Here is a 14,719-nt window from a genome sequence, read left to right on the forward strand (position 1 = left end):
TAACAATTTTTAACGTTATAAACAATTCAATCGTTAAAATGTGATTTAAACACAGAAATTATGTTGATTGGATAATTCAAACGATTGCGTAATAGTAACTATCGATTTTATGATCAAAACATATTATGACTTCTTATGAACGATTACTGCTTTTGAATGCTCACATGCGTTATAAGATTTGTGTCATGATTTGCTTTTCATACTTTATTTATACATGGCAATCTTATATAAAAAATGGTCAATCGAATCACATATAAAAGTGTGGATTCTAAAGGGGATTCATATAAAATAATTGCACTCAATCTATTGACTTTATTAGTTTTTTATGCAATATTTAGTTTCTTGTTGCTGAGTCTTCATATGTGTCACGACTTTTGCTCGTAAATCGGAGAGTGTGTCACTTTTTTCTGTATATGGTATCTTATGATGGTCAAGATATACTTTGCAGGATGTTTCTAATACATTTGCTCCAGCGAGCAGCGCAGATATTGGATCTTTTTTTACTTGTTGCGATGCTCTATCGATTTCTATGTTTACTGCGGAGAGCTTATGCTGTGCAACGTGTTCTTTTAATGTTTTTGTAGGGGAAAAGTCATTCTCGATGATGTATCCTGCTCAATTATACTTCAACCCGCTTTTCATTAAAGCTTTTAAAATTTGTTTTCTATCTCTTTGTAGCTGTTCAGCGTTTTGCTGTGCTTCGGAATCATTGTCGTCTTTGATATAATATTCTTTACTCATAAACTCTTTAAGTATCTGACCAAGAATCTCAAGCGGTTTATCATGTGTCACATTAATTGCATGTAACCAGTTTTCAACAATTTCCTTTGTTGTACTCTGTTCATCAATTGGAAACTTAAGATAATCTGCGAGTGGGAGATATATTTTGCAAAAACTATTAGTATTATAATGGCTTGGCAATATTTTAGAGAGCAGTTCAATGATTCCAGAGGAAATTTTTTTCTTGGGTGGATTTTTCGAGGGTGATAATAGCCACTTTGTTCTATGATAAGAATTTATACTACGATTAGAAAATATTTGTAATAATTTATGAGACATGGTTTTTGTGTGTATCTTTACTGATTATTACATAATAGATTTTATTTCTTCATGTGTTATTTGTTTTGTGTTTTTTTAAGAGGCTTTCTTTATTTTTATCTTCTTGTTTATTCAATAATCTTTATTTCTAAATAAATATCCTTACCAACTTACAGCAATGAAGGGGCATGTAGTGGAAAGGGATTGGTTACACTGAAAACAGAAGATGAGTATTGAGATAATTTTCTTATGGCACGTTTGTTTGGTTTCCGTTTATGAAAATTTTATTTCTGAAGAGAGACATTTTTTCTAAGATTATGAGGAATGGGGGGAGTGTTTTGGGATGTAACCATGTCATGGAATTTGCAAATATTTCCTTATTGGAAAGAGTCTTTCTTGGCTTCTTTAATGAAAATCATATTGTTGGTCATTTTGTTTAGTAGCTCCTTTTTTATTATATGAGCGTGGTTAAGGAGGGAGTGAGCAAAGTGAATGAAGGGAGTGCGGCATTTTTTATCAACCAATGAAAAAAATTGACAAAGGAAAAGGAATGAGGCTGGCATTGACGTGGGAGGTGAGTTTTCCTTTTGATATGAGAGTGCAGATTCTTTAAAGTAGGTATTCTTAAAGAGTGGAGTATTTTAAGGGACATCCGTTTTGTGAAAGCAAGCGCATACATGTATAAAGCACACGCGTACATGTTGTGCGATGGTGGAGGGTGATAAAGTGATTGCAGCGTTTGGCTCTATAAGATAAGACACAGATAATCCGTGAATACAAAGAATACAGATTGTTGCGAGAGAAGAACATGTCATCAAAACAAGAAAAAACTAAAGCGCGTTTGCCTCGTGGTTTTGTTGATCGCACAGGTGCACAATTATATGCTGCTGAAACCATGATTGCTCAGATTCGTGAAGTTTATGAACTGTATGGTTTTGAAGCGTTGGAAACACCGATTTTTGAATATACGGATGTGTTGGGTAAGTTTTTGCCGGATACGGACCGCCCCAATGCAGGGGTTTTCTCATTACAAGATGATGATGAGCAATGGATGTCTTTGCGTTATGATCTTACTGCACCTCTTGCGCGTTATTTTGCAGAAAATTTTGAAACTTTGCCAAAACCTTATCGAAGCTATCGTCTTGGTTTTGTTTTTCGCAATGAAAAACCAGGACCAGGGCGGTTTCGGCAATTTATGCAATTTGATGCGGATATTATGGGAACACCAACCGTTGCGGCAGATGCTGAAATTTGCATGATGGCAGTCGATAGTTTGGAAAAATTAGGCATTGCGCAAAATGATTATGCCATTCGTCTGAATAACCGCAAAATTCTGGAAAGTGTTTTAGAGCTGATTGGTTTGGGGGGAAATGCACAGGCTGAAAGGCGTTTAACTGTTTTAAGAGCAATTGATAAATTGGATAAATTTGGTCTTGAGGGGGTGCGTTTGCTTTTGGGTAAGGGGCGTTTGGATGAAAGTGGGGATTTTACAAAAGGGGCAGAGCTTCGGGATAAAGAGATCGAGAGTATTCTTGCTTTTCTGGCCGTTGAGGCTGAAACGGCAGAGGAAACCCTTGGGGTTTTGAGAGAAGTTGTTGGTCATTATGCTCAAGGGCTAGAAGGTCTTCGTGAACTTGAGGAAATGCAGGAAATTTTTGCGGCAAGTGGTTATCAAAATCGCATTAAAATTGATCCTTCTGTGGTACGGGGGTTGGACTATTATACAGGACCGGTTTTTGAGGCCACCTTGCTTTTTGATGTTTTGAATGATGATGGACAAAAAGTTGTCTTTGGGTCTGTTGGTGGGGGAGGGCGCTATGATGGCTTGGTTGCACGCTTTCGTGGTGAAAACATTCCAGCAACAGGTTTTTCCATTGGTCTCTCACGCTTGATTGCTGCTTTGCACAATCTTGGGAAATTGCCTGTGAAAAACAATACTGGACCGGTTGTGGTGTTGATGATGGATAAAGAGCCGGAAATTGTTGCACGCACGCAAAAAATGGTCATGCAGTTGCGCCATGCCGGCATTCGTGCTGAACTTTATTTGGGCGCAGCTGGGATGAAAGCGCAGATGAAATATGCAGATCGGCGTCGGGCACCTTGTGTGGTGATCCAAGGCTCACAAGAACGCCAAGAGGGAAAAGTGCAGGTCAAAGATTTGATTGAAGGGGCGCGCTTGTCTCATGAAATTAAGGATAATCAGACATGGCGTGAAAGTTGTCCAGCGCAGATAACGGTTGATGAAGAGCTACTGGTTCAAGCAGTACAAGATATTTTGGCGGCGCAAAAGGCATAAAAGCTTTCATGATTTAAAATCTTAGATTCTTGGAAGTCATGATTTCAAGACAAGAAAACAGACATAAATGCCAGTGTAAAGTTATAGTATAAGTGTAAAGGTGTACGTTGGCTTTCCGTCTAACCGCAGGAACCTTATCTTATTGAGAGGTAGAGGTTATTAGATATTGCAATTAAAATGCTCCATAGATCGTTTGTGTATTGGAGCGTGATACGGGGAGCTGTTTTGAGGCGGGGGTTATTTGTCTTTGTCTTGAAATTCTCCTTTGAGGCTGCATGGATTGGGAATACAGACTAATTTGGGGGATACACAACATTGTAAAGGTGAAAACCAATCCCAAACTTATCATCGTTCTTTAATTCAGCTTTACGGCTTTCAAAAGTCTCTAAAGCAATATCTTTGAGAGAATGAAGATTACGCATTGTTTCACGTTTTTGTTTCTCACGTTCTTTAATGGGGGCACGCCCTTCACGTAAAACAGAACGCCACTGCGTTGCATGTTCACGGGCTTGTTTTAAAGAAACATCTCTCAAGGCTCCTAAGCCCATTTCACGACGGCGCCCATGAATTGTATAACGATAAGTCCATTGAGCACCTCCATCTTTAAGCTTATGAAGGTACAAGCCGGCACCATCATTCACTTTACCAGCACCCAATGTTGCGACAGCCCTTGGCACTTAAGACGATTCATAAGAGGCATTTTTCCTCTTTTCCTCTATAATTTTTACCCATCTGCCAACCCCGCTTATGGCATAAAGCTAAGTGAATAAAATTGATTCAATATGAAGTGATTTGAGATGAGAGAATCTTACAATATTCGGGGGTATGATTCAAGGTGAGAAACGATAAAAATACTTATGAATCAATATGTTGTCCATACGGATGTTTATGGCTTGGTTTATGGCAATGCCAAGGTTTCTGGTTATATCGTGATTAGAGGGAATGTCTATGGGAATGCGAAGATAAAAGACATAGTCGTTTATGCTCGATTTCCATAAATTGTGAGGTTTATGAAGGCGATAACGTTGTAAAGATTATTGAAAATAAAGCAGCGTAAATAACACAACGGCGCGGCGGGGGCGCCTTTACCCTCATTTTCAACTGATAATCTAACGAATGATAGAATGGGGTTTCTCATGAACAACACAGTTATGTTTAAAAAATATGAACTCACTGATGAAACTAAAGTTGTTAACCGTGTGACTTTACACCGCATTAAAGCTTTAAGGGACTTTTATAATGTCAAGGCTGGCGACCTAGGAGGCTTTATTCAAAAGGAAGAAAATCTCTCTCATGAGGGAAATGCATGGGTTGGTGATAAGGCATGTGTTTATCAAGATGCCAAGGTTTGTGGTGATGCTCTCATTTTTGGAACGGCATGGTTTTCTGGTGATCTAGAACTTCTTTATGATACGGCATGGTCATAACATAACTTGGGAATAATGACCGCGGGCACGGTGGGGCGCTCTCTCTCAAACAAATTTTTAAACACATTAATTGTGAAGGGACTTATTATGTTTAAAAAATACATACGCACGAATGAAATCAAACAAATTAAAAATAAAATCACTCAACATGTTACAACCCTTTATCGTATTCAAGCCTTAAGAGACTTTGGTGATGTCAAGGCTGGTGATCTAGGGGGCTTTGTTGAAAAGGAAAGCAATCTCTCTCACGAAGGCAATTGCTGGCTTTATGATGATGCCTGTGCTTATAGCCATGCAAGGGTTTTTGAAAATGCAAGGGTACGCAATAATGCGCACGTGCGCGGGCAAGTCTATGGCAATGCTTTTGTTTATGGCAAGGTGTTAATTTCTCAATTCGCAAAAATTTATGACAATGCACGGGTTTATGACAATGCTTATGTCATGGGGTATGTTTATAACAATGCCCAAGTCTATGGCAATATACATATTGATGTTGAATCCCATGTTTATGACAATGCTCACGTTTTTTATAACGCTTGGGTTTGTAGTTATGCAAGGATTTATGGTGATGTGCAGGTTTCAGGTTTTGCATATATTTGTAACTATGGGAAAGTTTATGGGCATGCCATGGTTTTTAAGCGTGCGAAAATTTATGGTGAGGTCTATGGGCATGCTCGAGTGAGTGGCACTGCTGAAATTTATGGTTCTGTTTATGATAGAGCGAAAATTTCCCACAAGATTAAGGTTTGGGGTAAAGTCTATGGCACTGCCATTCTCGATAAAAAAAGCAAAATAAGCTCTATTAAAAATCATCAGGAGGTTTATAAAGGTCGTAAAATTGTTGATATTAAAAACAATAAATAACGAGGCATGGGGGATGCCTTTTATTCTTTAAACGCCTTAACAAGAGAACATTCAAAAAAGAAAGCCGTGCCATGATATGACGCGGCTTTCAAATAACGATTCTAATGATTAAAATTAAATCATCCACAATGGAGTCATGAATATATATATACAAAACGTATCATATTGCAAGCTCTTTATTGTCATTATGAAACGTTATCCAAAAAAGCATAAATGTTAAATAGGAAAGCATTCTTGTTATATTTGATATGAAGAGAGAAACTGTGAATACAGCGTTTACGATAAAACCTATTCTGATAACGCTCTCATATTTGAAAGCGTCAATTGAAATCACTCCCATTCCAAAATTGAAACCTATTCATAAATCAAAACGTTTTGTAAGGTCTCTCTCAATCCAATCAAAAGTAAATGCGTTGATTAAGTGTAATTAGTAACAAACCCGCTCTTTTGATTTTATGCTTTAAGCGTTGGTTTTGAAACCAATCTCTCATAAGACAATAAACAACGGCTTATTTCAACTATGCCTAGTCATGATATCAAGAGAATGTTTGAGAATTTAACGCTCTCAAATTTGAAGTGAGTGATGTTAATTGCACTTATGCGTGATATAAGAGATACTTGAAAATTACATTTCTAAAGTAGATAATCCCAATTTTGAGGATATCTATCAAAAGTCGTTTCTATTTTAGCTAGCAAAATTAATCGCTCCAATTTTGGAGGTGTTGTTTTTTAGAGCTAACAATTTTTAACGTTATAAACAATTTCAAACATTCAATCCTCTTTTAGAAATTTTATTGCCATAAGCAATTCAATTGTTAAGATGTGATTTAAACACATGCAATTATGTTGATTGGATAATTCAAACAATTGCGTCTAATAGTAATTATCGATTTTATAATTAAGAACGTATTATTGAATTGTTATGAATGATTACTGCTTTTGAATGTTCATATGCGTTATAAGATTTGTGTCATGATTTGCTTTTCATGCTTTGTTCATACATGGCAATTGTTGATAAAAAAGGGTCAATTGAATCATATACAAAAGTGTGGATTCTTAAGTGGATTCATATAAAATAATTGCATGCAACATATTGACTTTATTGTGTTTTTTTATGACAATATCCTTCCCCGCACCGCACCGAGTGCAAAATAAAAATGGCAGCAATCCTTTTTTGTGAAGAAATGACTGCCATAAAATGTGTTAATCACGCAAATGCGGCTTAGAATTAACCTTGCAGAGCTTTTAGAACATTTTGAGGTGAGGAAACTTCATAAGGGTCTGTTGTGCAGTTGTCACAATAGCCTTTTTCTTCAAACCATTGCTCAATCACACCATCGCTAATAACGGCAGCATACCGCCACGAGCGCATCCCAAAACCAAGATTATCCTTAGCAACAAGCATGCCCATTTTGCGGGTAAACTCACCGGAGCCATCAGGAATTAATTTCACATTTTTAACACCTTGTGCTTTTCCCCAAGCATTCATCACAAAAGCATCATTGACGGAAAGGCAGTAAATTTCATCAATCCCAAGTTTTTTAAACTCATCATAGAGCTTTTCAAAATCAGGGAGCTGAAAGGTTGAGCAAGTTGGGGTAAACGCTCCAGGAAGAGAAAAAAGAATAACCCGCTTTCCTTTAAAGTATGTATCGCTGTTCACTTCTTGCCACCGATAAGGATTATCTCCTCCAACTGATTCATCACGGACACGTGTATGGAAAGTCGTGTTGGGGACTGTTTTTCTCATCATAGTTATGCTCCTGTTTTTATTTATAAAACTTTTATTTATAAAATTGTGTTTTCAAAAAGTCTTCGTATTTAAAAGCACATTGAAGAAGGAATAAACCCTCTCTTTTTCTCGTTTAAGTGTGCAAGTATTTCATTGTCGCGTCAAGTAGAATTAATGGTCGACTTTAACGGATATTCACCTTAAAGTGAGATTCTATACTATAAAGGCATTTTTACGATGATAAAGACAATTTTAACCACGGCTTTTGAGGATCAAAAACCGGGAACGTCTGGTTTGCGCAAAAAAGTCTCGGTTTTTCAACAGCCGCATTATGTTGAAAATTTTATACAGTCTCTTTTTCAGAATATTGGACCTCTTGAAGGAAAATTGCTGATTCTTGGGGGGGATGGACGCTATTTTAACCACACTCTTTTGCAGATTGTGTTGAAAATGGCTGCGGCTCATGGGGTTGCCCATGTCAAAGTAGGCAGAAGGGGTATTCTTTCTACACCGGCTGTCTCACATCTTATTCGCAAATACCATGCCCATGGTGGACTTATTCTTTCAGCAAGTCACAATTCTGGTGGGCCAAATGGTGATTGTGGTATCAAATACAATATTTCCAACGGTGGGCCTGCACCTGATTCCTTGTGTGAAGCACTTTTTACAACCTCGAAATCTCTTTCTTTTTATAAAATTTTTGAATCTCCAGATTTTGATTTAGAGAAAGAAGGAACATTCTTTATGGGAACTATGCGGGTTGATGTCATTGATCCCGTTACAGATTATGTTGCTTTAATGCAGGAGATTTTTGATTTTGATTGCATTGCGGGTGCTGTTGCAAAAGGGTTGACTTTACGGTTTGATGCATTGCATGCGGTTACCGGTCCTTATGCCCATGAAATTTTTGAAAAATGTTTAGGATTTTCTCAAGGAACAGTGGTCAATGGCACGCCCTTACCCAATTTTGGAGGAGGGCATCCGGATCCTAATTTGGTTTATGCTAAGGAGCTTTATAATTTTTTAATGTCAGCTCAAGGGCCTGATCTTGGAGCGGCGTCTGATGGCGATGGCGATCGTAATCTCATTATTGGTCGTGGGCAATTTATCACGCCTTCTGATTCTTTGGCTATACTGGTTGAACATGCACATCTGATAAAAGGGTATCGCCAAGGTATTGTGGGGGTTGCACGCTCACTGCCGACAGCACGCGCTGTGGATTTGGTCGCTGAAAAAAAAGGGTTGAATTGTTTTGAAACGCCAACAGGGTGGAAGTTTTTTGGGTCGCTTTTGGATGCTGGAAAAGTCACCTTTTGTGGTGAAGAGAGTTTTGGAACGGGCTCTCATCATATCCGCGAAAAGGATGGTTTATGGGCTGTGTTGTTTTGGCTAAATCTTTTAGCGCTCACAGGAAAAACTGTTAGACAAATTGTGCAAGAACATTGGCGTACATATGGGCGTTTTTATACGTTACGTTATGATTATGAGAAAGTGGAGGCAGCGAAAGCTTATGCGTTCATTGAGCAGTTGCGTGCGCATTTACCCAAGGTGGGAACGCAAATTGCAGGATTTCGAGTCGAAAAAGCAGATGATTTCATCTATTGCGATCCTGTTGATCAGAGTGTGAGCACAAAACAAGGGATAACTGTTTTTTTTGAAAATGGTGCACGGCTCGTGGTGCGTTTATCTGGAACAGGAACGGTGGGCGCAACTTTACGGCTTTATTTTGAGCAGTATGAAGATGATCCACGCAAATACAATCAGGCGCCGCAAGATGTTCTCAAACCTTTACAACAGGCGGTACTGAAATTGTTGAACATAGAACAAAAATTAGGTCGTAAACATCCCGATATCATTACATAAAGCATTTTTAAGCGTTGGTGATGATGATTGAGACTGTTCATCTGAGAAGAGATGAGCGCCAAGGTTTGGAGGGCTTAATGCCTATAGCACGCGTTGTGGATTGGATTGCCGAAAAAGGGGGAGGATTGTTTTGAAACGCCAACGGGATGAATGTTTTGGGGGCGTTTTAAGTGTTGGTGATGATGGTTGAAACTGCTCATCTGATAAGATGATGAGCGCTAAGGTCTGGGAGGCTTAATACCCATAGCACGCGTTGCGGATTTGATTGCCGAAAAAAGGGGAGGATTGTTTTGAAACGCCAACGGGATGAACGTTTTGGGGGCGTTTTAAGTGTTGGTGATGATGATTGAAACTGCTCATCTGATAAGATGATGAGCGCCAAGGTCTGGGAGGCTTAATACCCATAGCACGCGTTGCGGATTGGATTGCCGAAAAAAGGGGAGGATTGTTTTGAAACATCAACGGAGTGAAAATTTGGGGAGCGCTTTGGAAGCAAAATCTTTTGTGGTAGGGATAAGTTTAGAACAGGTTCTCACCGCATACCCACGAAAAGGGCGGTTTATGGGCGGTGTTGTTTGGATGAAATCTTTTAGCGGTAACAGGAAAAATGGTTACACAAATTGTTCAACGTGTTTAATGCACAACGGTAATCGGACCGTGAACGGTCCGATATTTTTGCTTTTGTTTTCAAAAAAATTGCAGTGTGTGTTTATATGTTTATTGTGGGTGGATCATCTTTTTGGGATCAACCAGCCGGTCATAATCCTCGGCAGAAACGCCTGCTTTGAGTGCTTCAACGCGCAAAGTTGTGTCATTTTTATGTGCTGCTTTGGCAATTTCGGCCGCTTTTTCATAGCCGATTTCTGGTGCAAGTGCTGTCACGAGCATTAAAGAGCGCTCCATGAGAGAGTGAATATGGACGCGATTGGCACTTAATCCTTGAATGCAGTGGAGATCGAAAGAACGCATGCAATCACCAAGAAGTGTGATGGATTGCAAAACATTATAGCCAATAACCGGTTTATAAACATTGAGCTCAAAATGCCCTTGGCTTGCTGCAAATGTTACACTGGTATGGTTTCCAAAGACTTGGCAGGCAACCATTGTCATTGCTTCACATTGTGTGGGGTTGACCTTGCCTGGCATGATAGAAGATCCTGGTTCGTTTTCGGGTAAGCTTAGTTCCCCTAGTCCTGAACGTGGACCTGACCCTAAAAACCGAATGTCATTAGCAATTTTAAACAAATCAGTGGCTAATGCATTGAGACTTCCATGGAAATGCGCAAGGGCGCCATGATGGGCAAGTGCTTCAAATTTATTGCTGGCTGTCTTAAAGGCTATTCCTGTGAAGTCGCTGACCGTTTGCGCAAAAGAAACATCAAAACCTTGCGGTGCGTTAAGACCTGTCCCCACTGCTGTGCCTCCTTGGGCAAGAGTTTGGACATCAACAAGAGCATCTTCAATGCGTTCGAGATTGGCTTCTAATGCCGCGCGATAGCCTGAAAATTCTTGTGCGAGAGTTAAAGGCGTTGCATCTTGCGTATGGGTTCGTCCAATTTTAATAATATCAGCAAATTCTTCTTCTTTTTTTCTTAAAGTGCTAATCAAGGCTTCAAGAATAGGAAATAAATGTTGGCGTGTTTGGAGTGTGGTAGCAATATGAAGCGCTGTGGGAAAAGAATCATTCGATGATTGGCTCATGTTGACGTGATCATTGGGATGAACAGGTGTTTTACTGCCGAGTTTCCCACCTAAAAGCATGCAGGCATGGTTGGCGATCACTTCATTGACATTCATATTGCTTTGTGTGCCAGAACCCGTTTGCCAAACAGAAAGGGGGAAATGTGTATCAAATGCACCTGAAAGCACTTCGTCCGCTGCCGTAATAATCGCTTTTCCGATATCTTGCGGAAGCTTTCCCTTTTCCATATTGACAACCGCTGCAGCTTTTTTAATAAGGCTTAAGGCATAAATAATGGTAAGAGGTTGTTTTTCACTGCCAATATTAAAATTATGCAGAGAACGTTCGGTTTGTGCCCCCCAATAACGGTCTTGACGTACCGAAATTGTTCCAAAGCTATCCGTTTCCTGTCGTGTTTCAACCATAATTAAGATCCTTGTTTATGTTCACCGGTTAATAAAAAGCTAGATAACGCGAAATAGAAAAAAGAGGCAAGACTTTGCGGTCTCAAGAGATAAATTATTTTAGTGCAATCCTTGACATTGAGAAGTGAGGATTTTATATCTTAAGTGGTTTTAGCACTCACAGTTAAAGAGTGCTAGCAAGAACTTAAGATTAATTCAGTTATATTAAGTTTTAAGGATTTAAACATGGCTAATATACAATTCCGCCCACTTCACGATCGTGTTGTCGTTCGTCGGGTTGAATCTGAAAGTAAGACTGCTGGTGGGATTATTATCCCTGATACAGCAAAAGAAAAACCTCAAGAAGGTGAAGTTGTTGCTGTTGGCAACGGCGCGCTTGATGATAATGGAAAGCGCGTGCCTTTAGAAGTTAAAACAGGGGACCGTATCTTGTTTGGGAAATGGTCTGGAACCGAAGTCAAGATTAATGGGGAAGACCTCTTAATCATGAAAGAATCCGACATTATGGGAATCTTGGGCTAATTGAGCCTTTCAGTTCTTCATTTTGTATTTTTTGAGATAACTCCAAGGAGAAATTAAATGGCTGCTAAAGAAGTCAAGTTTGGCCGTGAAGCGCGTGAGCGTTTGTTGCGCGGTGTCGATATCCTTGCTAATGCTGTTAAGGTAACTTTGGGCCCTAAAGGTCGTAATGTGGTGATCGATAAATCATTTGGTGCGCCTCGCATCACAAAAGATGGTGTATCCGTTGCAAAGGAAATCGAACTCGAAGATAAGTTTGAAAATATGGGTGCACAAATGTTGCGCGAAGTTGCTTCTAAAACCAATGATATCGCTGGTGATGGAACAACAACTGCAACTGTTTTGGGACAGGCTATCGTACAAGAAGGTGTAAAAGCCGTTGCTGCGGGCATGAACCCAATGGATCTTAAACGTGGGATTGATTCCGCTGTTGATGAAGTGGTGGCAAATCTCTTCAAAAAAGCAAAAAAAATCCAAACTTCAGCAGAAATTGCACAAGTAGGAACCATTTCCGCTAATGGTGCTGAAGAAGTCGGTAAAATGATTGCTGATGCTATGGAAAAAGTCGGCAGTGAAGGTGTGATTACCGTGGAAGAAGCAAAAACTGCTGAAACGGAACTCGAAGTTGTGGAAGGAATGCAGTTCGATCGCGGATATCTTTCTCCTTACTTTGTTACAAATACTGAGAAAATGATCGCTGATCTCGATGATCCTTACATTCTCATTCATGAAAAGAAATTGTCTAATTTGCAATCTCTTCTCCCAGTGCTTGAAGCTGTTGTTCAGTCTGGCAAACCGCTTCTTATTATCGCTGAAGATGTGGAAGGTGAAGCTTTGGCAACGCTCGTTGTCAATAAGTTGCGCGGTGGTTTGAAAATTGCTGCTGTGAAAGCGCCAGGATTTGGTGATCGTCGTAAAGCAATGCTTGAAGATATTGCCATCTTGACATCCGGTCAGGTTATTTCTGAAGATGTTGGCATTAAACTTGAAAATGTCACTTTGGATATGTTGGGGCGTGCAAAGAAAGTCAATATTTCTAAAGAAAATACAACGATTGTTGATGGTGCTGGACAAAAGGCTCAAATTATTGCACGCGTAAGCCAGATTAAAGCACAGATTGAAGAAACCACTTCTGATTATGATCGGGAAAAATTACAAGAAAGACTTGCTAAACTTGCTGGTGGTGTTGCTGTTATCCGTGTTGGTGGTGCAACAGAAGTCGAAGTGAAAGAGAAGAAAGACCGTGTTGATGATGCCTTGAATGCAACGCGTGCCGCTGTAGAAGAAGGTATTGTTGCTGGTGGTGGAACTGCATTGTTGCGTGCAGCAAGTGCTTTGACTGTTAAAGGAAGCAATCCTGACCAGGAAGCTGGTATTGCTATCGTTCGTCGTGCATTACAAGCGCCTGCGCGTCAAATTGCAACGAATGCTGGTGAAGAAGCCGCGATTATTGTTGGCAAGGTGTTGGAAAATAATGCAGATACTTTTGGTTACAACACTGCAACGGGCGAATTTGGTGATTTGATTGCTTTAGGAATTGTTGACCCTGTGAAAGTTGTGCGTTCTGCTCTTCAGAATGCTGCTTCTATTGCAAGCCTTCTGATCACAACAGAAGCGATGGTTGCAGAAGTTCCAAAGAAAGAGGCGCCAATGCCTCCAATGCCTGGTGGTGGAATGGGTGGAATGGGCGGAATGGATTTCTAAGCCCTTTTATAAAGATAAAAGGAAACGGGCCAATATGGTCCGTTTTTTTTATGTGTTTTTCTGTTCTTCTATCAATTTGTATAGAGTATCACTTTTTCTCGGTTCATCATAAAGGTGGTCTGTTTTTGGTGATTTGATTGCTTTGGGCATTGTTGCCCCTGTGAAGGCCACAGCGTTCTGCTTTTCATAATGCTGCTCTTATTGCAAGCCTTTTGATCACAACAGAAGTGATGGTTGCAGAAATTCTAAAGAAAGAGGCGCCAGCACTTTCAATGTCTGGTGAGTTGCATTGTTGCGTGCGGCAAGTGCTTTGACTGTTAAGGAAGCAATCCTGACTAGGAAGCTGGTATTGCCTATCGTTCGTCGTGCATTACAAGCGCCTGCGCGTCAAATTGCAACGAATGCTGGTGAAGAAACCGTGATGATTGTTGGCAAGGTGTTGGAAAATAATGCAGATACTTTTGGTTACAACACTGCAACGGGCGAATTTGGTAATTTGATTGTTTTGGGTCTTGTTGACCCTGTGAAGGCCACAGCGTTCTGCTCTTCAGAATGCTGCTCTTATTGCAAGCCTTCTGATCACAACAGAAGCGATGGTTGCAGAAGTTCCAAAGAAAGATGCGCCAATGCCTAGTGGTGCTATGGATTTCTAAGTCCTGTCATAACGGGTGAAAGGAAACGGACCAATTGGATCTATTTTTATTCTTTTACCGAATAAGTATTTTGGGCGTTTCTTTGAGAGTATTTTGGTGTTGATATCTGTAAAATACCACTCTTGTTTTTAAAGCTTGGCGCTCTCATATTATATGCAAATTATATGCAAATTATATGCAAAATCCCAATGTTTTCTGGTCATTCTTGTGATTGCGACAGTTCTTCTCATTCTTGTCTTAGGCAGTTTTTATCCAATTTCTGCTCTCATTTGTCATAGCCAAAGGAATGGTTTTGATTGACTTCTTGGAAAAATGAAAAAATCCTCTGTATTTGGACAACATGTTGACTTATAAAAATAATTTGTTGTTATGCATCTTAAATCATCATCCCAGATATCCGTAAAATCTTCTCATCTCAAACCTCTTTGATGTTGAATCAGTTTTGTTCATGTTTACACCATAAGCGGGGATTGCTATAGGGGTGAAATGAGAGAAGAAAGAAGGAAAAATTCCTCTC

Annotated in this window: 10 protein-coding genes and 3 pseudogenes; 9 read left to right on the plus strand and 4 right to left on the minus strand. The window is 39.7% G+C overall.

Annotation, left to right across the window (positions count from 1 at the left end; all coding sequences use genetic code 11):
- Positions 1–615 precede the first annotated feature (615 nt).
- Positions 616–1,059, minus strand: coding sequence for a hypothetical protein (locus BN67_RS07830; protein ID WP_019223573.1), 444 nt, complete (start codon positions 1,057–1,059; stop codon positions 616–618).
- 787 nt (positions 1,060–1,846) lie between these two features.
- On the opposite strand from BN67_RS07830, the gene hisS reads away from it, so the two are divergent.
- Positions 1,847–3,334, plus strand: a complete 1,488-nt coding sequence (hisS, locus tag BN67_RS07840) for a histidine--tRNA ligase (protein WP_019223576.1) — start codon at positions 1,847–1,849, stop codon at positions 3,332–3,334.
- A gap of 282 nt (positions 3,335–3,616) precedes the next feature.
- Here hisS and BN67_RS11905 read toward each other — a convergent pair.
- A pseudogene (locus BN67_RS11905) lies at positions 3,617–4,034 on the minus strand (Arm DNA-binding domain-containing protein); the annotation flags it as partial.
- Between the two features lie 157 nt (positions 4,035–4,191).
- Here BN67_RS11905 and BN67_RS13690 point away from each other — a divergent pair.
- The 3 genes from BN67_RS13690 to BN67_RS07855 all read left to right on the plus strand — a co-directional run bounded on the left by BN67_RS13690 (position 4,192) and on the right by BN67_RS07855 (position 5,625).
- A complete protein-coding gene (locus BN67_RS13690) occupies positions 4,192–4,332 on the plus strand; it encodes a hypothetical protein (RefSeq protein ID WP_244427043.1) in 141 nt (46 codons plus the stop codon).
- 138 nt (positions 4,333–4,470) lie between these two features.
- Positions 4,471–4,761 carry a hypothetical protein gene (locus BN67_RS07850; protein WP_019223577.1) on the plus strand — a complete coding sequence of 97 codons (291 nt, stop codon included), beginning with the start codon at positions 4,471–4,473 and terminating at the stop codon, positions 4,759–4,761.
- A gap of 87 nt (positions 4,762–4,848) precedes the next feature.
- Entirely contained in the window at positions 4,849–5,625 is a 777-nt protein-coding gene (locus BN67_RS07855; RefSeq protein ID WP_019223578.1) for a hypothetical protein, read from the plus strand.
- A 1,228-nt stretch (positions 5,626–6,853) separates the two neighbouring features.
- Here BN67_RS07855 and BN67_RS07860 read toward each other — a convergent pair.
- On the minus strand, positions 6,854–7,378 hold the full coding sequence (locus tag BN67_RS07860; RefSeq protein WP_019223579.1) for a peroxiredoxin: 525 nt from the start codon (positions 7,376–7,378) through the stop codon (positions 6,854–6,856).
- Between the two features lie 216 nt (positions 7,379–7,594).
- On the opposite strand from BN67_RS07860, the gene BN67_RS07865 reads away from it, so the two are divergent.
- Positions 7,595–9,220: an alpha-D-glucose phosphate-specific phosphoglucomutase gene (locus BN67_RS07865; protein ID WP_019223580.1), complete on the plus strand. Its 1,626-nt coding sequence runs from the start codon at positions 7,595–7,597 to the stop codon at positions 9,218–9,220.
- Positions 9,221–9,937: 717 nt separating this feature from the next.
- Here BN67_RS07865 and fumC read toward each other — a convergent pair.
- Positions 9,938–11,326: a class II fumarate hydratase gene (fumC, locus tag BN67_RS07875; RefSeq protein ID WP_019223582.1), complete on the minus strand. Its 1,389-nt coding sequence runs from the start codon at positions 11,324–11,326 to the stop codon at positions 9,938–9,940.
- A 225-nt stretch (positions 11,327–11,551) separates the two neighbouring features.
- On the opposite strand from fumC, the gene groES reads away from it, so the two are divergent.
- The 4 genes and pseudogenes from groES to BN67_RS07890 all read left to right on the plus strand — a co-directional run.
- Positions 11,552–11,848, plus strand: coding sequence for a co-chaperone GroES (gene groES / locus BN67_RS07880; RefSeq protein WP_019223583.1), 297 nt, complete (start codon positions 11,552–11,554; stop codon positions 11,846–11,848).
- Positions 11,849–11,905: 57 nt separating this feature from the next.
- Positions 11,906–13,549, plus strand: a complete 1,644-nt coding sequence (gene groL, locus BN67_RS07885) for a chaperonin GroEL (RefSeq protein ID WP_019223584.1) — start codon at positions 11,906–11,908, stop codon at positions 13,547–13,549.
- A 124-nt stretch (positions 13,550–13,673) separates the two neighbouring features.
- A pseudogene (locus tag BN67_RS15420) lies at positions 13,674–13,863 on the plus strand (hypothetical protein); the annotation flags it as partial.
- Positions 13,836–14,202: pseudogene (locus tag BN67_RS07890) on the plus strand (TCP-1/cpn60 chaperonin family protein); the annotation flags it as partial. The pseudogenes BN67_RS15420 and BN67_RS07890, both read left to right, overlap by 28 nt.
- Positions 14,203–14,719: the final 517 nt, after the last annotated feature.

The sequence above is a fragment of the Bartonella rattaustraliani AUST/NH4 genome (genome assembly GCF_000312565.1).
Lineage (GTDB): Bacteria > Pseudomonadota > Alphaproteobacteria > Rhizobiales > Rhizobiaceae > Bartonella > Bartonella rattaustraliani.